This is a genomic window from Kitasatospora sp. NPDC056327 (genome assembly GCF_042261735.1).
Lineage (GTDB): Bacteria > Actinomycetota > Actinomycetes > Streptomycetales > Streptomycetaceae > Kitasatospora.
On record NZ_JBHJRC010000140.1, the window covers coordinates 1 to 20,397 of the forward strand.

The 20,397-nt window shown below is 76.8% G+C and carries 15 protein-coding genes and 1 riboswitch; of the genes, 7 read left to right on the forward strand and 8 right to left on the reverse strand.

Annotated features, from left to right (window positions below):
- Positions 1 to 85: 85 nt before the first annotated feature.
- Positions 86 to 1,360 (reverse strand): hypothetical protein, encoded by a 1,275-nt coding sequence (locus ACFCX4_RS20685; RefSeq protein WP_376144462.1) that lies wholly within the window; start codon positions 1,358 to 1,360, stop codon positions 86 to 88.
- Positions 1,361 to 1,839: 479 nt separating this feature from the next.
- Positions 1,840 to 2,955, reverse strand: a complete 1,116-nt coding sequence (locus ACFCX4_RS20690; protein WP_376144464.1) for an alpha/beta hydrolase family protein — start codon at positions 2,953 to 2,955, stop codon at positions 1,840 to 1,842.
- A 177-nt stretch (positions 2,956 to 3,132) separates the two neighbouring features.
- Positions 3,133 to 3,344, forward strand: a riboswitch (cobalamin riboswitch).
- An 80-nt stretch (positions 3,345 to 3,424) separates the two neighbouring features.
- Between ACFCX4_RS20690 and ACFCX4_RS20695 the strand changes: the two genes are divergently transcribed.
- The 6 genes from ACFCX4_RS20695 to ACFCX4_RS20720 all read left to right on the forward strand — a co-directional run bounded on the left by ACFCX4_RS20695 (position 3,425) and on the right by ACFCX4_RS20720 (position 11,979).
- Complete coding sequence (locus ACFCX4_RS20695) at positions 3,425 to 4,393, forward strand: cobalamin biosynthesis protein (protein ID WP_376144466.1); 969 nt, start codon at positions 3,425 to 3,427, stop codon at positions 4,391 to 4,393.
- Positions 4,390 to 5,904 carry a cobyric acid synthase gene (locus ACFCX4_RS20700; RefSeq protein ID WP_376144468.1) on the forward strand — a complete coding sequence of 505 codons (1,515 nt, stop codon included), beginning with the start codon at positions 4,390 to 4,392 and terminating at the stop codon, positions 5,902 to 5,904. Before ACFCX4_RS20695 ends, ACFCX4_RS20700 begins: the two co-directional genes overlap by 4 nt.
- Positions 5,901 to 8,045: a putative cobaltochelatase gene (locus ACFCX4_RS20705; RefSeq protein ID WP_376144470.1), complete on the forward strand. Its 2,145-nt coding sequence runs from the start codon at positions 5,901 to 5,903 to the stop codon at positions 8,043 to 8,045. The genes ACFCX4_RS20700 and ACFCX4_RS20705 overlap by 4 nt, the downstream gene beginning before the upstream one ends.
- Before the next feature lie 6 nt (positions 8,046 to 8,051).
- Positions 8,052 to 8,657 (forward strand): cob(I)yrinic acid a,c-diamide adenosyltransferase, encoded by a 606-nt coding sequence (gene cobO, locus ACFCX4_RS20710; RefSeq protein ID WP_376144472.1) that lies wholly within the window; start codon positions 8,052 to 8,054, stop codon positions 8,655 to 8,657.
- Positions 8,658 to 8,811: 154 nt separating this feature from the next.
- Complete coding sequence (locus tag ACFCX4_RS20715) at positions 8,812 to 10,254, forward strand: cobyrinate a,c-diamide synthase (protein WP_376144474.1); 1,443 nt, start codon at positions 8,812 to 8,814, stop codon at positions 10,252 to 10,254.
- A gap of 237 nt (positions 10,255 to 10,491) precedes the next feature.
- A complete protein-coding gene (locus ACFCX4_RS20720; RefSeq protein WP_376144476.1) occupies positions 10,492 to 11,979 on the forward strand; it encodes a M6 family metalloprotease domain-containing protein in 1,488 nt (495 codons plus the stop codon).
- 279 nt (positions 11,980 to 12,258) lie between these two features.
- Here the strand turns inward: ACFCX4_RS20720 and ACFCX4_RS20725 are convergent, their stop codons facing one another.
- Entirely contained in the window at positions 12,259 to 13,203 is a 945-nt protein-coding gene (locus ACFCX4_RS20725; RefSeq protein WP_376144478.1) for an oxidoreductase, read from the reverse strand.
- An 80-nt stretch (positions 13,204 to 13,283) separates the two neighbouring features.
- On the opposite strand from ACFCX4_RS20725, the gene ACFCX4_RS20730 reads away from it, so the two are divergent.
- The gene (locus ACFCX4_RS20730; protein ID WP_376144480.1) at positions 13,284 to 13,898 is read left to right on the forward strand and encodes a TetR family transcriptional regulator; all 615 of its coding nucleotides are present in this window, start codon (positions 13,284 to 13,286) and stop codon (positions 13,896 to 13,898) included.
- 790 nt (positions 13,899 to 14,688) lie between these two features.
- Here ACFCX4_RS20730 and ACFCX4_RS20735 read toward each other — a convergent pair.
- The 5 genes from ACFCX4_RS20735 to ACFCX4_RS20755 form a co-directional block, all read right to left on the reverse strand.
- The gene (locus ACFCX4_RS20735; RefSeq protein WP_376144482.1) at positions 14,689 to 16,089 is read right to left on the reverse strand and encodes a hypothetical protein; all 1,401 of its coding nucleotides are present in this window, start codon (positions 16,087 to 16,089) and stop codon (positions 14,689 to 14,691) included.
- Between the two features lie 312 nt (positions 16,090 to 16,401).
- Positions 16,402 to 17,628, reverse strand: coding sequence for a sensor histidine kinase (locus tag ACFCX4_RS20740; RefSeq protein ID WP_376144484.1), 1,227 nt, complete (start codon positions 17,626 to 17,628; stop codon positions 16,402 to 16,404).
- Positions 17,625 to 18,464 carry a response regulator gene (locus ACFCX4_RS20745; RefSeq protein WP_376144486.1) on the reverse strand — a complete coding sequence of 280 codons (840 nt, stop codon included), beginning with the start codon at positions 18,462 to 18,464 and terminating at the stop codon, positions 17,625 to 17,627. Before ACFCX4_RS20745 ends, ACFCX4_RS20740 begins: the two co-directional genes overlap by 4 nt.
- Entirely contained in the window at positions 18,461 to 19,369 is a 909-nt protein-coding gene (locus tag ACFCX4_RS20750; RefSeq protein ID WP_376144488.1) for a hypothetical protein, read from the reverse strand. The genes ACFCX4_RS20745 and ACFCX4_RS20750 overlap by 4 nt, the downstream gene beginning before the upstream one ends.
- A gap of 138 nt (positions 19,370 to 19,507) precedes the next feature.
- Complete coding sequence (locus ACFCX4_RS20755) at positions 19,508 to 20,152, reverse strand: class F sortase (protein WP_376144490.1); 645 nt, start codon at positions 20,150 to 20,152, stop codon at positions 19,508 to 19,510.
- Between the last annotated feature and the right edge of the window lie 245 nt (positions 20,153 to 20,397).

Genomic DNA, 20,397 nt, shown 5'->3' on the forward strand with positions numbered 1-20,397 from the left:
CGGCTCCCCTGGGGGAGCCGGGCCCTTCGTCGTACGCGGGAGGGTGCAGAGTCGTTCCGGCACCCGGTGCGCGGCGGCGCCGCGGCTACGCGCCGCCGCGGTGCACGCTGAACGCCGAGCGGCGGGCCGCCCGGGCCACGCCCGGGTCCGGGTGGACCCCGGAGACCGCGGTCAGCACCGAGGCCGCCCTGGGGTGGCCGGACTGCCGGGCGCGGGCGAACAGCCGCACCGGGTCGCCGGCCGAGGCGCCCTCGACGTGACCGACCAGGAGTTCCGTTTCGCCGTGGTCGAGGACGGCCGCGGCGGTGTCCACCCAGAGCCAGGCGGCGTCCTCCGCACCCAGCACGTCGGCCGGGGAGACCCCCTCGTCCGAGCGCTCGGCCAGCCACAGCAGCGCGTACGGGCGCAGCACCGCCTCGTCGACGGCGGCCCGGACGGCCTGCTCGGCGGTCACTCCGGCCACCCGCAGCGCCTCGAAGGCCAGGCCGCGCACCAGCGCGTCCTCGCCCTGCGCGGCCTCCAGCAGCTCGGCCACCGCCCGGTCGGCCGGGCGGGCGGCCAGCCAGGCCCGGTACTCGGCGCGGGCCGGGCCGGGCGAGTAGTCGGCGCAGGCGCTCAGCAGTTCCAGCGCGCTCTGCTCGATGTGGCCCGCGGCGGTCTGCGCGACGGTGCAGATCTCCTCCAGCTTGGCCCGCACCGCCCAGTGCCCGAGCCGGGACAGCTCGGCGGCGTTGTCCGCGCGGGTCAGCGCGCCGACGGCGGCCAGGCCGTCGAGCATCCAGTCCAGGACGGCGGCGACGTCGGCCGGCGCGGCCGGGGTGTCGATCTGCGGCTCGCGGCAGGTGCCGCGGACGGCCGAGACGGCGGAGGCCGCGTGCGGGACGGGCGAGAGGCCGAAGGTGCCCTCGCCGCCGCCCACCCGGCGCTCGTCCAGACCGCGCCGCAGCAGCTCCAGCAGCTCGATGTCGGCGACCGGGCCGTCCACCAGATGGAGGAAGGACAGCAGCTGCGGGGCCTGGTCGACGGCCTGCCCGGCGAGCACCGCGAACACGCCGCGCAGGGCGGCGGGCGGCACCGGGGCGAGCAGCGTCCAGGCGTCGAACAGGGCTGACCAGCCGCGGACCACCGCCTCGTCGTCGTGCTCCCAGGCGTGCAGGCGCCAACCGGAGCCGGCGCCGCCGTCCCTGGCCTCGACCAGGCCGACCAGCAGGGCCTGGCCCCAGGCCTTGGCGGCGGCGCCCACCGTCATGGCGAGGGCGCGGCCGGCCGCCCGGGCGTCGTCGGGGAGCAGCTCGCCGCGCTTGTCGACCTCGTCGAGATCGCCGGCCCAGCGGGCGATCCGGACGGCGTCGACCAGCATGCGGCGGGCCAGCGGGGCGAGCTCGGCGGGGGCCGGGAAGCCCTCCGGGACGGGGACGCGGCCTCGGCCGGGTGCGGGGGCGGGGCCTCGTCGGCGGGGTACGCCCGGGGCCCCCGGCCTGGCGCCGGCGGGGCGGTGGGCCGTTCCGGGGAGACGGGTAACCGTCGCACCGGTACCGATCGTCGGCGGGAGCGGGGCATCACGGTCGCGCGGGTTCCGAGACGTCACGTCGAGCAGTCTTCCCCTTGTACCGGCCATCTGTCACATCCGGTTGTCCGCTCGGGGGCGGGCGCGGGGCGCGGGGGCTCGACAAGATCGGGCAACGGGGGCCAAACCGGCTGGCCGGAACCGTGTGGCGGGTCCATGCCAGGTGGGAGGGTGCGGACGCCCGTTGTTCCGTCCGCGGTCACCCCGGGCGCCTTGCGCCGGCCCCCGGCGCCCGCCCGCTCCCGGCGGGGCGGGCGGGGGCGCGGGCGGGTTCAGCAGAAGGGGGTGAGCCAGCGGCGGAGGGTCTCGGCGTAGCGGTCCGGATCGGTGTTCCACAGGGCCGCGTGGCCACCGCCGGGGAACGGCCGGAGGTTGACGACGTCCGGACGGCTGCGGGCCAGCCGCTCGGCGGCGGCGAACGGGGCCACCGGATCGTCCGGGCCGTGCAGCACCAGGGTCGGCACCCGCAGGTCGGTGCCCTCGGCGAGGCGGGCGAAGTCGGCCAGATCCACCCCGGTGCGGCCCTGGGCGGCGAGTGCGCCGAGTTCGGCGGCGGCGCCGCGGAAGCCCGCCCGGGCGGCGTCCCGGCGGGCGGTGGCCGGCCAGTCCAGCACCGGCGAGTCCAGCACCAGGCTGCTGATCGCGGGGGAGAGGTCCGAGCGGGCGGCGGTCTGCAGGGCCATCGTGGCGCCCAGCGACCAGCCGTACAGCACGACCCGGCCCGCGCCGGCGTCCAGGGCGGTCCGGACCGCCGCCTCGACGTCGCGCCACTCCGTCTCGCCGAAGTGGCCGAGACCGTCCGGGGAGGCGGGCGCCCCCGCGTCGCCCCGGTAGGTCACCACGAGCGCGGGCAGCTCCAGCCTCCGCAGTTCGGGCAGCACCGGGAGGGCCTGCCGGCGGTCGTCGTCCGGGCCGTGCACCAGGATCACCCAGGTGCCGCGCTTGCCGGCCAGCCGCCAGGCGGGCATCGCGCCCAGCTCGCCCTCCACGGCGGTGTCGGCGAACGGCAGGCCCAGCGCCGCGGACGGGTCCCCGAGGTACACCCGGGGGGAGAGACGGACCTCGGTGCCGGGGGTGAGGGTGCCGTGGTCGGCGCGGACCAGGCGGCGGGTGACGCCCCGCTCGTCGGCGTGCAGCACCTCCTCGACGACCGCGTGGCCGTCCTCGCCCCACTCGACGGCCCAGCGGCCCGGGCGCTCGCTCTCCGGACCGCGGGTGAGCGTGACCCGGCCCGCGCCGAGGCTCTGGACCAGCACCGGGCCGGTCCGCTCCCGGACGCCCGCCGCCGGACGGACCATCCGCTCGGACGCCCGGCGGCCGATCACCAGGACGGCCGCCCCGGTGCCGACGGCGGCGGCCGCCGCGGTGGCCGCGATTCCCCAACGCATACTCGCTCCCCGATGGCTCGGTGCCGGGACCCCTCGGTGTCTGGAACCCACTGCTCAGCCCAGTCCACTCGCGGCGGCGGGCCGCGGCCAGCAGGACACGGCCGTACGGGTTGTTCCGGGACGAAGGTCACACCGCCCCGGCGGGCCGCCGGAGGCTGTGACCAACCCCTCCGTGACCTCGGTTGACTCCCGGTTCGGGCCCGTGATGGGATCCTTCAGCCAATACGGAGGCATGCAGAGGAAGCCGGTGCGAGTCCGGCGCGGTCCCGCCACTGTCACCGGGGAGCACGACCGGAAGAAGCCACGGCGCGCCGTCAGAAGCCGCTGGAAGGCCCGGGAGCGCGTCCGACCCGGAAGCCAGGAGACTCTCGCCCCCGGTTCGTCGATCCAGGGCGCGGACCCTGAGTGAGGACACGCACGCCATGCAGGCTGCCCCGCCCGGCCGGCCCCTCCCCCGCCCGCTGCCGACGTGCGCCCGCTGACCCGGGCCGCCGTCTTCGGCGCGGGCGCCGTCGCCGGCTACCTGGCCGACGCCCGGTTCGGCGATCCGCGCCGCGGCCACCCGGTGGCCGCCTTCGGCACCGCCGCCGGCCGCCTCGAACGCCTCCTCTGGCGCGACCACCGCGGCGCCGGCACCGCCTACACCGCGCTCTGCGTGGGTACGGTCGCGGCCGGCGCGCTCGCCGCCGACCGGCTGCTGACCCGCCGTCCGCTCGGCCGGGCCGCACTCGCCGCCGCCGCGACCTGGACGGTACTCGGCGGCACCTCGCTGACCCGGGAGGCCCGCACCGTCGGCCGCTCACTGACCGCCGGGGACCTCACGGCGGCCCGGGAGCGGCTGCCGCACCTGTGCGGGCGCGACCCGAGCGCGCTGGACGAGCAGCAGCTGGCCCGCGCGGTCGTCGAGTCGGTCGCCGAGAACACCGCCGACGCCGTGGTCAACGCCCTGGTCTGGGGCGGCCTGGCGGGCACCCCCGGTCTGCTGGCCTTCCGCGCCGTGAACACCCTGGACGCGATGGTCGGTCACCGCTCGCCCCGCCACGCCCGGTTCGGCTGGGCCTCGGCCCGGCTGGACGACGTGGCGGGCTGGCCGGGCGCGCGGCTGACCGCGCTGCTGGCGGTCGCCGCCGCGCCCGAGCCGCGCACCGCCTGGCGGGTCTGGCGGCGCGACGGCTCCGCGCACCCGAGCCCGAACGCCGGTCAGGCCGAGTCGGCCTTCGCGGGCGCGGTGGGCGTGCGCCTGGGCGGCACGCTGCGGTACGGCGAGCGCGTCGAGCACCGGCCGGTGCTGGGCGGGGAGCTGCGCCCCGTCGGGGTGGACGACATCGAGCGGGCCTGCGTGCTCTCCCGGCGGGTGAGCGCGCTGGCCCTGGGTACGACCGTCGCCGGGCACCTGCTGCTCCGGGCGGCGCTGGGCGGGAGAAGGGGCAGGACATGAGCGGGGCACTGCTGGTCGCCGGGACGACCTCGGACGCCGGGAAGAGCGTGGTGACCGCCGGCATCTGCCGCTGGCTGGCCCGGCAGGGCGTCGCGGTCGCGCCGTTCAAGGCGCAGAACATGTCGCTGAACTCCTTCGTCACCGCCGACGGTGCGGAGATCGGCCGCGCGCAGGCGATGCAGGCGCAGGCCGCCCGGGTGGAGCCGGAGGCCGCGATGAACCCGGTGCTGCTCAAGCCCGGCGCGGACGGCCGCAGCCAGGTGGTGCTGCTGGGCCGGCCGGTCGCCGAGGTCGGCGCGCTGGACTACCGCGAGCGCAAGCCGGTGCTGCTGGAGCGCGCCCTGGAGTGCCTGGCGGACCTGCGCGGCCGCTTCGACGTGGTGGTCTGCGAGGGCGCGGGCTCCCCCGCCGAGATCAACCTGCGCGACCGGGACATCGCCAACATGGGCCTGGCCACCGCGGCGGGGCTGCCGGTCGTCGTGGTCGGGGACATCGACCGCGGCGGCGTGTTCGCGGCCATGTACGGGACGCTGGCGCTGCTGTCGGCGGAGGACCAGCGGCACGTGGCCGGCTGGTTCGTCAACAAGTTCCGCGGCGACGCCCGGCTGCTGGCCCCCGGCCTGGAGATGCTGCTCGGGCTGACCGGCCGTCCGGTGCTCGGCACCCTGCCGATGCTGGCGGACCTGTGGCTGGACGCCGAGGACTCGCTGGACCTGTCGACCGTCGTCGACCGGACCGCCGCACGCGGCCCGTACGGCGCGGACGTGCTGCGGGTGGCCGTGCTGCGCTTCCCCCGGCTGTCCAACTTCACCGACCTGGACGCGCTCTCCCAGGAGCCCGGCGTGCTGGTGCGCTGGGCGACCCGGCCCGAGGAGCTGGCCGACGCCGACCTCGTCGTGCTGCCCGGCACCCGGGCCACCGTCGCGGACCTGGCCTGGCTGCGCGAGCGCGGCCTGGAGCCGGTGCTGCGGGCGCGGGCGGCGGCCGGGCTGCCGGTGCTCGGCGTCTGCGGCGGCTACCAGATGCTGGCCCGGTCGATCGTGGACGGCGTCGAGTCGCGGGCGGGCGCGGTGGACGGCCTCGGGCTGCTGCCGGCGCACGTGCGGTTCGGCGCGGAGAAGGTGCTCGGCCGGCCCGTCGGCGAGGCCTACGGGGAGCGCGTCGAGGGCTACGAGATCCACCACGGGATCGTCACCGCCGAGGGCGGCGAGGCGTTCCTGGACGGCTGCCGGGCGGGCTCGGTGTGGGGCACCACCTGGCACGGCGCGCTGGAGAACGACGGCTTCCGGCGCGCCCTGCTGCGCGAGGTCGCCACGGCGGCCGGCCGCGCGTTCGTGCCCGCGCCGGACACCTCGTTCGCGGCGGCGCGGGAGGCCCGGCTGGACCGGCTGGGCGAACTGATCGAGGAGCACGCGGACACCGACGCGCTGTGGAAGCTGATCGAGGGCGGGGTGCCGGCGGCCGGATCGCTGCCGTTCCTGCCGCCCGGAGCCCCTGGAGAGCCTGCATGAGTGACGTCCGTTACCCGTTCACCGCGATCGTCGGCATGTCCGACCTGCGGCTCGGCCTGCTGCTGAACGCGGTCTCCCCGGCGGTCGGCGGCGTGCTGGTGCGCGGAGAGAAGGGCACCGCCAAGTCGACCATGGTGCGGGCGCTGGCCGGCCTGCTGCCGTCCATCGCGACCGTCGACGGCTGCCGCTTCGCCTGCGACCCGGCCGCCCCGGACCCGCAGTGCCCGGACGGCGCGCACGCCGGCGCGGCGTCCGCCGAACGCCCCGCCCAACTCGTCGAGCTGCCGGTCGGCGTCTCCGAGGACCGGATCGTCGGCTCGCTGGACCTGGAGCGGGCGCTCGCCGAGGGCGTCAAGGCCTACGAGCCGGGGCTGCTCGCCCGGGCGCACCGGGGCGTGCTCTACATCGACGAGGTGAACCTGCTGCAGGACCACGTGGTGGACCTGCTGCTGGACGCCGCCGCGATGGGCCGCTCCTACGTGGAGCGCGAGGGCGTGTCGGTGCGGCACGCGGCGCGCTTCCTGCTGGTCGGCACGATGAACCCGGAGGAGGGCGAGCTGCGGCCGCAGCTGCTCGACCGGTTCGGCCTGACGGTGGAGATCGCCGCCACCCGGGAGCCGGCCGAGCGCGCCGAGGTGGTGCGCCGCCGCCTCGCCTACGACGCCGGCCCGGACGCGTTCGCCGCCCGGTTCGCCGCGGAGGAGCTGGCCCTCGCGGCCCGGATCACCGCCGCGCGGGAGCTGCTGCCCGCGGTGGAGCTGACCGACACGGCGCTGCGCCAGATCACCGCCGTCTGCGCGGCGTTCGAGGTGGACGGACTGCGCGCGGACATCGTGATGGCGCGCACCGCCGTGGCGCTGGCCGCCTGGGCGGGGCGCACCGAGGTGCAGGCCGAGGACGTCCGCAAGGCCGCCCAGCTGGCGCTGCCGCACCGCCGCCGGCGCAACCCCTTCGACGCGCCGGGGCTGGACGAGGAGCAGCTGGACCGGGTGCTGGAGGAGCAGGCCCGGCAGGAGCCGGAGCCGGCGGAGGCCGCGGAGGGCTCCGGGCCCGAGGAGGACCCGGACCCGGAGGGCGGTCCGGACGGTCCCGACGGCGACGGCCCGCAGGACGGCGGTCCCGACGGCCCCGGTGGCGGCGCGCCCGAGCCGTCCGCCGGCCCGGAGGCGCCGGAGGCCGGGGCGACCGGCCCCGAGGAGCCCGCGGACTCCGGCGGGGCCGGGGAGGCCGCTCCGCAGCCGGTGCCGGCCCAGCACCCCTCCCCCGGGCGCGAGACGGCGCCGGTCGCGGCCGGCGACCCGTACCGGACCCGGCTGTTCGCGGTGGACGGCACCGGGCGGGGCGCCCAGGGCCGGCGCTCCCCCGCCGAGACCGACGGCGGCCACACCGTCCGGGCCCGCCGTCCGCGCGGCCGGCTCGCCCGGCTGCACCTGAGCGCCACCCTGCGCGCCGCCGCGCCGCACCAGGTGGCCCGCGGCCGCGACTCGCGGGCCCTGGTGCTGCACAAGGACGACTTCCGCGAGCAGGTGCGCCAGGGCCGGGAGTCCAACCTGGTGCTGTTCGTCGTGGACGCCTCCGGTTCGATGGCCGCCCGGCAGCGGATGACCGCCGTCAAGGGCGCGGTGCTCTCGCTGCTGATGGACGCCTACCAGCGCCGCGACAAGATCGGCATGATCACCTTCCGGGGCTCCTCGGCCGAGCTGGCGCTGCCGCCCACCTCCTCGGTGGAGGTCGGCGCGGCCCGGCTGGAGTCGCTGCCCACCGGCGGGCGCACCCCGCTGGCGGCCGGTCTGCTGCGCGCCCACGAGGTGCTGCGGGTGGAGCGGCTGCGCGACCCGGACCGCCGGCCGCTGCTGGTCGTGGTGACCGACGGCCGGGCCACCGGCGGCGGCCGGGACGCCGTCGCGCAGTCGCACCGGGCGGCCGGGCTGCTGGCCGCGCAGGGCGTGGCGAGCGTGGTGCTGGACTGCGAGTCCGGCCCGGTCCGGCTCGGTCTGGCGCGCACCCTGGCCTCCCGGCTGCGCGCCACCGCCGTGACCCTGGACGAGCTGCGCGCCGACGGCGTCGCCTCGCTCGTCCGCGACAGCCGTCCGGGCGGTACGAGCCGTCCGGCCACCACCGCTACGCGAAAGGCGGCCTGAGCCGACATGCCCAAGGGTGTTCCCGAGAGCGTCCCCGACGACGGCCTGACGACCCGCCAGCGCCGTACCCTGCCGATCACCGCCGTGCACACCGGTCCGGGCAAGGGCAAGTCCACCGCCGCGTTCGGCATGGCGCTGCGCGCCTGGAACCAGGGCTGGCCGGTCGGGGTGTTCCAGTTCGTGAAGTCCGCCAAGTGGAAGGTCGGCGAGGAGAACGCGCTGCGGGTGCTCGGCGCCTCCGGCGAGGGCGGCACCGTCGACTGGCACAAGATGGGCTCCGGCTGGTCGTGGATCCAGCGCTCGTCCGAGCAGGAGATGGACAGCGAGGCGGCGGCCAAGGAGGGCTGGGAGCAGGTCAAGCGCGACCTCGCCGCCGAGACCTACCGCTTCTACGTGCTGGACGAGTTCACCTACCCCATGCACTGGGGCTGGGTCGACCCGGAGGAGGTGGTGGCCGTGCTGAAGGACCGGCCGGGCAGCCAGCACGTCGTCATCACCGGCCGGTACGCGCCCGAGGCGCTGACCGGCTTCGCCGACCTGGTCACCGAGATGACCAAGGTCAAGCACCCCATGGACGCCGGCCGCAAGGGCCAGCGCGGTATCGAGTGGTAGCCGCGGAGGGCGGTGGCCGGGAGGAGCCGGGCACGGCGGAACGGCCCGCGGAGGAACGGCCCGCGGCGGGACCGGGTACCGGGGAAGCGGGCGCCGGGGAAGCGGGCGCCGGGGCATCGGGCGCGGAAGAACTGAGCACGGAAGAACTGAGCACGTGAACATCCCCCGTCTCGTCGTCGCGGCGCCCTCCTCGGGCGCCGGCAAGACGACCGTCGCCACCGGCCTGATCGCCGCGCTCGCCGCGCGCGGACTGGCCGTCTCGCCCCACAAGGTCGGCCCGGACTACATCGACCCGGGCTACCACGGGCTGGCCGCCGGCCGGCCCGGCCGCAACCTGGACGCGTTCATGTGCGGGCCGGAGCGGATCGCCCCGCTCTTCCTGCACGGCGCGGCCGGGGCGGACGTCGCGGTGGTCGAGGGCGTGATGGGGCTGTTCGACGGCGCGTCCGGGCGCGGCGAGCTGGCGTCCACGGCGCACGTGGCCAAGCTGCTGCGGGCACCGGTGGTGCTGGTGGTGGACGCCTCCTCGCAGTCCCGGTCGGTGGCGGCGCTGGTGCACGGCTTCGCCTCCTGGGACCCGGAGGTCCGCCTCGCCGGGGTGATCCTCAACCGGGTCGCCTCGGACCGGCACGAACTGCTGCTGCGCGAGGCGCTGGAGGAGGGCTCGGGCGTGCCGGTGCTGGGCTCGGTGCGGCGCTCGGCGGCGGTCGCCACGCCGTCCCGGCACCTGGGGCTGATCCCGGCGGTGGAGCGCTCGGCGGAGGCGCTGCGGGCGGTGGCCGACATGGGTGAACTGATCGCCGCCTCGGTGGACCTGGACGCGGTGCTGGCGCTGGCCCGGACGGCGCCGCCGCTGGACGGCGCCGGGCCGTGGGACCCGGCGGCCGAACTGGCGGCGCTGTCCGGCCCGGCGGGCGGTGCGGTGGGCGCCGGGGCCGGCGGTGCGGTGGGCGGTGCGGCCGGCGGGGGCGCGCCGCGGATCGCGGTGGCCGGGGGTGCCGCGTTCTCGTTCTCGTACGCCGAGAACGCCGAACTGCTGGCCGCCGCCGGTGCCGAGGTGGTGCCGTTCGACCCGCTGCACGCCGACGCCCTGCCGGAGGGCACGGCGGGTCTGGTGATCGGCGGCGGGTTCCCCGAGCTGTACGTCCGGGAGCTCAGCGCGAACGGCCAGCTGCGGGCCGCGATCGCGGCGTTCGCCGCCGGCGGCGGCCCGGTCTCGGCGGAGTGCGCCGGACTGCTCTACCTCGGGCGCGAGTTGGACGGCCTGCCGATGTGCGGGGTGCTGGACGGCTCGGCCCGGATGACCGAGCGGCTGACCCTCGGGTACCGGGAGGCGGTCGCGCTGCACGACTCGCCGCTGGCGCGGACCGGGGCCCGGCTGCGCGGGCACGAGTTCCACCGGACGGTCTGCGAGCCGGGCGCCGGCGAACGGCCCGCCTGGGGCTGGCGGTTGCCGACCGGCCCGCACACCGAGGGATTCGCGGGCGCGGCGGGAGCGGAGAATGTTCACGCTTCGTATCTGCATCTGCACTGGGCGGGATACCCGCAGCTCGCCGCCACCTTCACGGCGGCGGCCGCGGCGTACCGGGCGGGCTGAGCCGCACCCGGCGGAAACCGACAGCGCTCCGGGTCTGGTGCTGCGGCCGTGCGGGGCGTCAAAATAGGGACAGACAACCACATATCGCCCAGTTCGCAACCGGTACCGGCCGGACCCGACCGCCTCATGGCGAGCCGACCGATTGCCGGTGACCGCCCGTCCGGCGGGGCGCCGCCCGCGTCAGCGCGGTGCCGGACACGCCCCGGCGGGGTGGGCAGGCTCGAAGGAGCCGTCACCATGCGTCACACCTTAACCTCGTTGCGTCCCCGGGCCGTCCCCGGCGACCTCTCCCGTCCGCACCTCTGCCCCGTCCCACTGGCCCCGGCCGCACTGGCCGAGCTCCACGACGAGTACCGGCAACTGGTCGAGTCCCGGCGGCTCCCGGAGCAGATCTCCTTCGCCCAGTACTACCGCGTGCTGCGCACCCAGTGGCGCGGCGAGAACGTCGTCGGCCTCGACGACGGCGCCATCCGCCCCGGGCCGCGCAGCGACGCCCAGCTCATCGACCACCCGTCCGAGAAGCTCAAGGGCGTCGTCCCCACCGTGGTGCTGCTGGTGGACTTCCCCGACCGGCCGCACGACCCGGCCCACACCGTCGAGCACTTCGAGCAGCTGCTGTTCAGCTCCGGCACCTTCGCCACCGGGTCGATGCGCGACTACTACCGCCGGGTCAGCGGCTTCGACGCCGCCGACCCGAACGGCGGCGGCATCGACGTCCAGGGCCGGGTGCACGGCTGGTTCCGGCTGCCGCACCCGATGTCCTTCTACGCCAACGGCCTGTCCGGCCAGGACCAGGACGCCTTCCCCCGCAACGAGGTCGGGATGGCCGCCGACGCCCTGCGGATCGCCCTCGACCAGGGCGTGGAGTTCCCCCCGGAACTGGACGTGCTGAACGAGGGCATCGTCACCGCCCTGTTCATCGTGCACGCCGGGCCCGGCGCCGAAGCCGTCCCGCGCCCGCAGCGGCCGGGCGCGCTGTGGAGCGCCAAGTGGAGCTTCCAGCCCGGCTTCCCGGTCCGGCCGAACCTGGAGATGCAGACCTTCCTGACCGTCCCCGAGGACTGCCGGGTCGGCGTCTGCGCCCACGAGTGGGGCCACCTAGCGGCCCGCTGGGCGGACTTCTACGACACCGGCGACCCCAAGGTCGAGGCGATCTCCAGCGGCCTCGGCGACTACTGCCTGATGGCGTCCGGCTCCTGGGGCGGCCCGGACCAGCACCACGCCGGCGACCGGCCGGTGTACCCGAACGGCATGCTGCGGATGTTCCACGACTGGATCCGTCCGCAGAAGGTCACCAGCACCACCAAGGACATCGTCCTGCGGCCCGTCTCCGAGGGCGGCGGCATCCTGCTCGTCCGCAGCCCCCGGATGACCCCGCGGCAGTACATCGTGGTCGAGTACCGCCGCAGGAGCGGCCAGGACGAGTTCCTCCCGGACGAGGGCGTCGCCGCCTACGTGGTGGACGAGTCGATCGACAACGTCAACGACGAACGCCACCTGGCCATCGAGCTGATGCAGGCCGACGGCCGGCGTGACCTGGCCGACTCCGTCGTGCCGAACCGCGGCGACGGGGACGACCTCTACCCGTCGCTCGGCAACGGTCTCATCGGCGAGCACAGCAACCCGCCGCTGAACGAGCCGGACGGCGTGTTCAGCGGCGTCACCCTGGAGATCTCCGGGAACCCCGGCGACCCGCAGATGGAGGTGAGCGTGACCGTCGAGTGACCGGTCCTCCCCCGGGCGTTCGCCGGACCGGTCGGCCGACCGCCCGTCAGGTGACCCACCCCGGCCGCCGCTCCGGTCCCGGAGCCCGGCGGCCGGTCCCGGGGGGACCCGTGGATCGCCGCCCTGCCCGCCGCGCCGCGCGGTTCCGGCGGTGGCTCCGGCGGAGCCGCGCCCGGCGCGGCTGGTGAGGCCGGGCCGGGCAGCGGCGGCGACCCGGGTGGTGCGGGGGGGTGGGCGTGCGTGCGCCGCGGGCCGGGGCGAGGAGGGCGCGCGTGCGCCTTAGGCCGGGGCCGTTCCGAACCGCACGCCGGTCAGTTCCTCCGAGAGCGCCCAGAGCCGGCGGCCGGTCTCCGCGTCGGCCGCCGCCGGCGCGAGCGCCACCCTGGTCGGCGCCCCGCGCAGCTCGCCCCGGCCGTCCGGCCCGATGAACTCCCCACCGGCCGCGGCCGGATCGGTCGCGGCGAACAGCTGCGGCAGCGCTCCGTCGGCCGGCCGCTGGGCGAGCGGCCTGAGCAGTCGCCCGAAGAGCAGCCGGGTGAGGCCGGTCGGCCCGTGGGTCTGGAGGCCGGTCGCGGTGTAGCCCGGGTGGGCGAGCAGGCTGCGCACCGGGCTGCCGGACGCCGTCAGCCGACGGTGGAGTTCGTGGCCGAAGACGGCGTTGGCGAGCTTCGACTGGTCGTAGAAGGCCATCGGCGCGTAGCCGCGCGCGCCGTCGAGGTCGTCGAAGCGGATCCGCCCCTTGCGGTGGTTGACCGAGCTGACGGTCACCACGCGCGGGTCACGGCCCGCGGCGAGGGCGTCGAGCAGCAGTCCGGTCAGGGCGAAGTGGCCGAGGTGGTTGACGGCGAACTGCAGCTCGTGGCCCTGCGGGCTGAGCGCCCGGGGCAGGGCGAACACGCCCGCGTTGTTGACCAGGACGTCGAGCCGGGGGTGGTCGGCGAGGAGCCGCCCGGCGAAGTCCCGGACGCTGTCGAGGTCGGCGAGATCGAGCCGGCGGACCTCCAGGCGGCCGGGGAGCCCGGGGTCCGGCGCCGCGGCGGCGATCCCGGCGGCGGCCCGGCGGCCCCGCTCCTCGTCGCGGACCGCGAGGACCACCCGGGCACCGCGCAGGGCCAGCGCCCGGGCGGTGGCCAGCCCGAGTCCGCCGCTCGCGCCGGTGACGACCACCACCCGGCCGCCCTGGTCCGGGATCAGCCCGGCGTTCCATGGTTCCGAAGGCTTCATGTGGCAGATGCTGCCGTCCGTGTCACTCGGTGTCAAGGCGCTACCGAATGCCAAAGCTGGCATGGCGTTACCATCACGGGGTGACCTCCCGACCCGCCGGCAGCCTGGCCCAGCGCAAACGTCAACTCGTCGAGGACGAACTGACCGAGGCGGCCTTCCGGCTGCTCACCACCCAGGGCTTCGACGCGGTCACCGTGGACGAGATCGCCGCCGGTGCCGGAGTCTCCAAGCGGACGTTCTTCCGCTACTTCGCGTCCAAGGAGGACGTGATCGTCCGCTTCCTGGCCGAACTGGGCACCGGGATCCGCGCCGAACTCGCCGCCCGCCCCACCGCGGAACCCCCCTCGACCGCCCTGCGGCACGCCGTCCTGGTCCCGCTGGCCGCCTGCGGCGAGCACGGCGACCGGGCGCTGCGCGCCGTCCAGCTGATCCTGCGCACACCTGCCCTGCACGCCCGCCTGCTGGAACGGCAGACCGAGTGGTGCGAGGGCCTGTCGGCGGAGCTCGCCACCCGCCTCGGCCGGGACCCCGCCACCGACCTCTACCCCCGGCTCGCGGCCGGAATGGCACTCACCGCCTTCGCCACCGTGCTGGAGCGCTGGAGCGACAGCGACGGCGCCGCCGACCCGGCCGCCCTGACCACCCGGGCCTTCGCCCTCCTCGCCCCGGCCCTGGACGCCCCGGCCGGGCCCTAGACGGTTCGCCCTTGGTGCGGCGGCACGGGGCGTGCCCGCCGCACCGGGGCCCGGCGGCGATCGCGTGCCGCGCCGGGCGGCGCGGCACGGGGCGGTCGGTCGCGGGCCGGGCCCGGTCCCGACGCGCGGGCGCAGGGCGGTCGCCCGGAGGCGCGGGTACCGGCCCACCGTGAACGCGCGGACGTCCGGGGCGCCGTCCGCGAACCGCCGGGCCGGGGACGGGAAACGGCCCCGGCCCCGGCCCCGGCCCCCGAGGACAGGAAGCGCCCGCCCGGACTGCCGGCCCGGGCGGGCGGACAGCAACGGCCGACACCCACTGCACCCGCGCCACCCCACGGCCGACCAGACGCACCCCGGGGGGCCGAGGAGCCCGGGCGGGCAACCGACCCCGGCAACAACCCGTCGCATCCGTGGCAACTCACGCGCAGTCGGCCTCCCCTGGAGTGGAGAAGCCCGCCCGGGTAGGCGACCCGGGCGAGCAGGCAACCACCACAACACCCCTCGCACCCGTGCCCGACAACGGGCACCCGGCCCCGGACGCGGAGAAGCCCGGACGAGCCTGCGGCCCCGGGGACCAGGTGGGCCGGCGGAGGAACCACTGCCCCTCCGCCGGCCCACGAGCAACCTGCCCGCCCCGGAAACGGAAGTGCCCGCCCGGGGTGGAGGCCCGGGCGGGCGAGGAGTTGGCGGCCGGGGTGACGGGCGGCTGCCCGTCGCGGAATCCGGGCCCGGGAACCGGGCAGGGCGCGGGCGGCTCCTGCGGTTGCCGGAGCGGGACCCCCGCCGCTGCTCAGGCGCGACGGCGGTGGGCCGTCCGGAAGGCGGCGGCGATGCCGGCGGCGAGGAGGGCTCCGGCGGCCGCGAGGTAGGGCAGGCCGGAGGAGTCCGGCCGCCCGCCGGTCGGGGCCGTCGCCGCCACGGGGGCGGCCGCGATCGCCTCCGGGGCCGCGGGCGCCGGAGCGGCAGGCTGCGGCGGGGTGGTCTCGGCCGGGACGGGCGCGGCCGGGGCCGCCGGGGCCACGGTGGCCGCAACCGGGGCGGCCGGGGCGGCGGGCGCGGCCGGGGCGGCGGGCGCGGCCGGGGCGGTGGCCGGGGCTGTGGGCGCGGCCGGGGTGGTCCTCGTCGGCTTCGCCGGGGCCGGCAGGGCCTTGCCGGCCGGCTTCGCGGCGGCGGAGGGTGCGGCGGCCGGGGGCACGGCGGTCGGGGCGACGATCTGCAGGGTGGCCCCCGGGACGCAGTGGGTCGTCCCCCGGAACGGCGCGTTCGCGGGCTCGTTGACGAAGACGCACCGGTTCAGCTCGGCCGGGCCGAGCGGGGTGGTGGCATCGTAGGACACCCGCACCCGGACGGTCCGCGTCGCGTTGGCGGCCAGACTGGAGTCACGGCCCTCCAGGTGGACGCCGGGCCGGCCGTCGTTGGTGACCAGGTCCAGCGTCTTCCAGCTCCCGTCGGCCCGGCGGACCTGCACGGTGGCGTGGTCGTCGACGAACAGCACGTTGCCGAGGTTGACGTAGCTGGACGGCGTGGGGTTCTTGAGGACCGCGTCGAACTCCACGGGCGCCCCGCCGGCGACCGCGGTGGCCGGCACGGAGGCCAGGGAGGGGTCGAGGCCGTCGACCTTGATCGTCCTGGTCTCCTGGGCCAGCGCGATCCAGGATCCGTCGAGGGCGGCCACGGCGGACCGGAGGTCCACCGACCGGAACCCGCCGTTGCCGTAGCCGTCGTGCGGCCGGCCCATCGGGGCCCCCATCCGCAGCTGGACCTCGACGCTGCCGTGCGCCGGGACGTTCAGCCGGTAGGGCAGCTCGCCCGCGTAGGAGACGTGGTCCTCAAGGACGGCCGACTGCAGCGGGACCGCCTTCCACACGCCGTCGGCCGGGTCCCGGTAGTCGAGGGAGATGGCGTCGGGCGCCGGGGTGCCCGGGTCGCTGCGGGTGCTCAGGGCGAGGCCGTAGGAGGTGGCGGTGTCACCGGGGTTGGTGACGGTCTCGGTGAACTCGACCGGCTGACCGGCGAACCCGACCACGGCCGGGGCGTCGACCTTCAGGGTGGCCGCCGGCGGCGCGTCCGCGAAGGCGGCGGGAACGGGCAGCAGGACGGCCCCGCCGGCCAGCGCGGCGGTGAGCACGGCGGCGGCGCGCACGGCCGCACGACGCGGACGGGCGGAGCTGTGGGAAATGGAAGTGCGCATACGAATTCCTTGGATTCACGGCTGCGGGCAGGCGTCAGCAGCATTCGGCATCGGGAGTGCATTCCATGGACGGACGGACCCGCGGGCAGCGCCCAGGAATAACAGTGCATCGGGGCCTGCTCGCGCGCTCGACCTGCGAACGCGGGGCGGCTTCCCGTCTTTCACTCAATCAGACACGCTTGTCGAACCGAAGGTTGCACCCGGGTGCACGAATTTTTCGGCCTTCCACCGGGCCGTGCACGAATCGGACGGATCGTGGAAAACCGACGCGGCGGAACCCGTCCGGCCCCGGAGTTCCCCTCCGAACAGCCGTCAGTCGGATGGAGCGGGCGGGAGGACCAGGGTCGCGACGGCGCCGCCGTCGGGGTGGTTGGCGAAGGTGAGGGTCGCTCCGATCACCCGGGCGTGGCCCTGGGCGATGGTGAGGCCGAGCCCGTGGCCCCGGCCTCGCTCGCGGACGCTGGTGCGGAAGCGCTGGGGGCCGTCGCGGAGCAGTTCCCCGGGGAAGCCGGGGCCACGGTCCCGGACGGTGACCCGGTGGCCGTCGACGCTCAGGGCGATCGTGCCGCCGCCGTGGCGGTCGGCGTTGAGGAGGAGGTTGCCGAGGATCCGGTCGAGCCGGCGCAGGTCGGTGCGCACCGAGGCGTCGGCGGCCACCTCGACCGTCACCTCCAGCCCGGTCAGCGCGACCGTGCGCCGCACCGCGCGCTCCATCGGCACCGCCGAGAGGTCCGGCAGTTCGGCGTCGGCGTCCAGCCGGGACACCTCCAGGAGGTCCTCGACCAGTGCCCGCAGCGCCTGCACCCGGTTCTGCACCAGCTGGGTGGGACGGCCCGGGGGCAGCAGTTCGGCCGCGGTGACCAGACCGGTCAGCGGGGTGCGCAGCTCGTGGGCGACGTCCGCGGTGAACCGCTGCTCGTCCTCCAGGCGCCGGTGCAGCTCCCGCGACATGAGGTCGACGGCCGCCGCGAGGTCGGCGACCTCGTCGCGCCCGTCCACCAGCTCGCCGATCCGGGCGTCGGTGCGCCCGGCCGCGATCCCGCGGGCCGCCGTCGCCGCCGTCCGCAGCCGCCGGCTGATCCGGTCGGCGACCAGCACCCCGACGAGCACGGTGGTGAACACGGAGGCGGTGACGGTGATGAGGATGATCCGGTCGAGGTCGGCGATCGCCTGCCGGTCCTGGACGAAGTCGACCCGGACCGAGAGCACCGCCCCGCCGTCGCGGACCGCCCGGGCAGCCCACATGGCCTCGCCCTCGTCCGCGGGGGCGAGCAGCGAGCCGCGCCGGCCCTGGGTCGCGAGGGCGTGCAGCCGGGCGGGCAGTCCGGGGTCGTCCAGGGCCGCGTGCCGCGGGCCCCCGCCGACCTCCTCGCCGCGCTCGTAGGCCTCGGCCGCGGCGTCCAGGGCGGTGAGCGCGGAGCCCCGCGCCTGGTCGACGTGCTGGCGGACCATCGCCTCGTGGACCAGCAGCCCGACCGCCACGGCGACCAGGACGGAGATGGCGGCGACGGCGGTGGCGATCTGGCGGCGCAGGGTCATTCGGAACGCCGCAGCTTGTAGCCGAAACCGCGGACGGTCTCGATCCGCCCGCTGCCGATCTTGGCGCGCAGCCGCTGCACGTGGACGTCGACCACGCGGGTGTCGGCGCCCCACTCGTAGTCCCAGACGCGTTCCAGCAGGACGGCGCGCTCCAGCACGATGCCGGGTGCGGCGGTGAACTCCAGGAGCAGGCGCAGTTCGGTCGGCGTGAGCGGGACGAGCCGGCCGTGGACGCGGACCTCCATGGAGTCGGTGTCCACCTCCAGGCCGTCGAAGCTGCGGACCGCCGTCCGGGCCTCCAGGACGGGAGCGGGGACAGGAGCGGGGGCGGGGACCTCGGCGGGGGCGACGGGAGCGGCGGGCGGGCCCGGGACCACCGCCGGCGGCGCGGTCCCGGGCCCGGGACCGGCCGCGGACACCTGGCCGGGCACGGGATCGGGGGCGGCCGGGACGACGCGGATGCGGCGCAGCACCGTACGGATCCGGGCGACCAGCACCGCGCTCTCGAACGGCTTGACCACGTAGTCGTCGGCGCCGGCCTCCAGGCCGGACACCACGTCCACCGGGTCGGTGCGCGCGGACATCATGAGGATCGGCAGCTGGCTCTCCTCCCGGATCCGCCGGCACAGGCCGACGCCGTCGAGCAGCGGCAGCATCACGTCCAGCAGGACGAGGTCGGGCCGCACGGCGTGGAAGGTCTCCAGGCCCTCCAGGCCGTCGGCGGCCGTGGACACCGGGAAGCCGTAGCGCTCCAGGGCCATCCGGGTGGCCTCCCGGATCACCTCGTCGTCCTCGACGATGAGGATGTGCGGGTGGGCGGGTGCCGTGGGTGTCATGGCTTGGTCTCCGGACGGACGGGCACGACGGGTGTCGAGGTGGGGGTCGGCTGCTGCGCGGCCGGCGCCCCGGTGGGGCGCAGGGTCGGCACGACCGGCTGCGGGACGGGCGCGCCGCCGGAGCTGCCGGGCGGCGGAGTGACGCGGGCCGACTTCTGCGCGGCGGCCTCCCGCTCGGCGGCCGCCTTCTTCTCCATCGCGGCCTTCCGCTCGGCGGCCGACATCGTCGCCTCGGGGTCGGGCGGCGCCGTCTGGGGCACCGGCCCGATGCCCTCGACCCGCTGGTCGGCCAGGACCAGCCGGACCCCGTCCCACTGGTAGAGGCGGCTGGTCCGCAGGGAGATGGTGGTCGTCTCGGAGAGCCACAGGCCGGTGCCGACCGTCTCGGCGCCGAACACCTTGGGCAGCTCCGCCCTGAGCACGGGCCGCAGCCGGCCGTCGGACGCGGTGTAGACGTGCAGCACGAACGCTTCGCCGGTACCGACGGCGACCAGCAGTTCGGGCCGGCCGTCGCCGGTGAGGTCGCGGTACACGGGGTCACGGACCTCGCAGGCATCGCACGGTTCGAGGGCCCGCCGTTCGTCCTGACTCACTCCGGGGTCCTTGTCCAGCAGGGCGTGGACGTCCACCGCGGTGATGTCCTGGCCGGGCACCGTGATGTCCGGGACCTCCTGCGGCGGGGGCTCGGGGGTGCGGCCCGCCGTGGGCCCGGGCGGCGAGGGCGGCGGGGCGGTGGCCCGGCCCGGCCAGAGCGGTACCTTCGCGACCGGGGGCGTGACGGGCTCCGCGGTGCCGTGGTCGCGCAGTTCGCCGGGGGTCGCGCAGCCGGCCGCGAGAGCGAGCGCCGACGCGGCGAGGGCGACGCGCAGGAGGGCGCGCGGACGGCGCCCGGGTGTCCTCGTCATCCTGCGGCGTCCCTCTCCCGGTCCGTACTGGTGCGCCGGTCCCTCCCGGCGTGCTGGTTCGTGTCCGGTGGTAGGTCGCCCGGACGGCACCCGGCGGTTCCCCCGCGGGTGCCGTCCGGCAGGCTAGCGGGAGCCCCGTCAGCCGGTGGAGGCGGGCGGCGCGGCGGGGGCGACCAGGTCCGCCAGGACGATGATGTTGTCCGTCCAGTGACCGTCGCCCCCGATCCGGCCTCCGCAGGTGATCAGGCGCAGCTCGGGTGCCGCCGTGTCGCCGTACACCGTCTCGGTGGGGAAATCGTTCTTGGCGGCCTGGAGCAGCTCGCGGACCCGGAAGTCCACGGTGCTGCCGTCCTCCCGCCGCACCTGGAGCGGGTCCCCGACGCGCAGGTCCGGCAGGCGCCGGAAGACCGCCGGGCCGCGCGCGGTGTCGTAGTGCCCGATCAGCACGGCCGGGCCGGTCTCCCCGGGGGTCGGGCCGTTGCGGTACCAGCCGACCTCCGCGGCCCGTTCGACGGTCGGCACCTCGACGGTGCCGTCGGCGTTCAGGCCGAGGCCGCTCACCGGGGCGTCGACGCCGGCGGTCGGGATCAGCAGGCGGGTCGGCTTCGAGGCCGCGAACGGGCGCGGACCGGCGGGTCCGGTGGTGGCCGCGCCGCCGGCCGTGCCGACGGTTCCGGCCGTGCCCGCCGCGGCGGCGTCACCGGTGCCGGTGCCCGCCTGCCGGGCGGAGGTCTCCACCCGGACCACCGGGGGCTCGCCGCGCCCGGAGACCGCCACGGTCACGCCGACCACCATGCAGAGCAGCCCGGCCGCCCCGAAGACGCTCCGGTTCAGCGCGCCCTGCGCCGTCCGGTCCTCCGCGCCCCGTCCCCCGCGCCCGCCTCGCCCACCCCGGCGCCCGTGCCGGGAGCGGTCGCGGTGCCGGCCGCCCTGCGCCGCCCGGGCCCCGGGGGCGCCCGCCCGGCCCGGGGCGGCGGGGGGGCCCGGGGGGGGTGGGGTTTTAAAAAAGGAAGGGGGCGGCGGAGGGA

What these genes read in the sequence shown, in the direction of transcription:
- ACFCX4_RS20685 (WP_376144462.1), bottom strand. Translation starts at nt 1,360, where the DNA reads ATGCTGGTCGACGCCGTCCGGATCGCCCGCTGGGCCGGCGATCTCGAC.
- ACFCX4_RS20690 (WP_376144464.1), bottom strand. Translation starts at nt 2,955, where the DNA reads ATGCGTTGGGGAATCGCGGCCACCGCGGCGGCCGCCGCCGTCGGCACC.
- ACFCX4_RS20700 (WP_376144468.1), top strand. Translation starts at nt 4,390, where the DNA reads ATGAGCGGGGCACTGCTGGTCGCCGGGACGACCTCGGACGCCGGGAAG.
- ACFCX4_RS20705 (WP_376144470.1), top strand. Translation starts at nt 5,901, where the DNA reads ATGAGTGACGTCCGTTACCCGTTCACCGCGATCGTCGGCATGTCCGAC.
- cobO (WP_376144472.1), top strand. Translation starts at nt 8,052, where the DNA reads ATGCCCAAGGGTGTTCCCGAGAGCGTCCCCGACGACGGCCTGACGACC.
- ACFCX4_RS20720 (WP_376144476.1), top strand. Translation starts at nt 10,492, where the DNA reads ATGCGTCACACCTTAACCTCGTTGCGTCCCCGGGCCGTCCCCGGCGAC.
- ACFCX4_RS20725 (WP_376144478.1), bottom strand. Translation starts at nt 13,203, where the DNA reads ATGAAGCCTTCGGAACCATGGAACGCCGGGCTGATCCCGGACCAGGGC.
- ACFCX4_RS20735 (WP_376144482.1), bottom strand. Translation starts at nt 16,089, where the DNA reads ATGCGCACTTCCATTTCCCACAGCTCCGCCCGTCCGCGTCGTGCGGCC.
- ACFCX4_RS20740 (WP_376144484.1), bottom strand. Translation starts at nt 17,628, where the DNA reads ATGACCCTGCGCCGCCAGATCGCCACCGCCGTCGCCGCCATCTCCGTC.
- ACFCX4_RS20745 (WP_376144486.1), bottom strand. Translation starts at nt 18,464, where the DNA reads ATGACACCCACGGCACCCGCCCACCCGCACATCCTCATCGTCGAGGAC.
- ACFCX4_RS20750 (WP_376144488.1), bottom strand. Translation starts at nt 19,369, where the DNA reads ATGACGAGGACACCCGGGCGCCGTCCGCGCGCCCTCCTGCGCGTCGCC.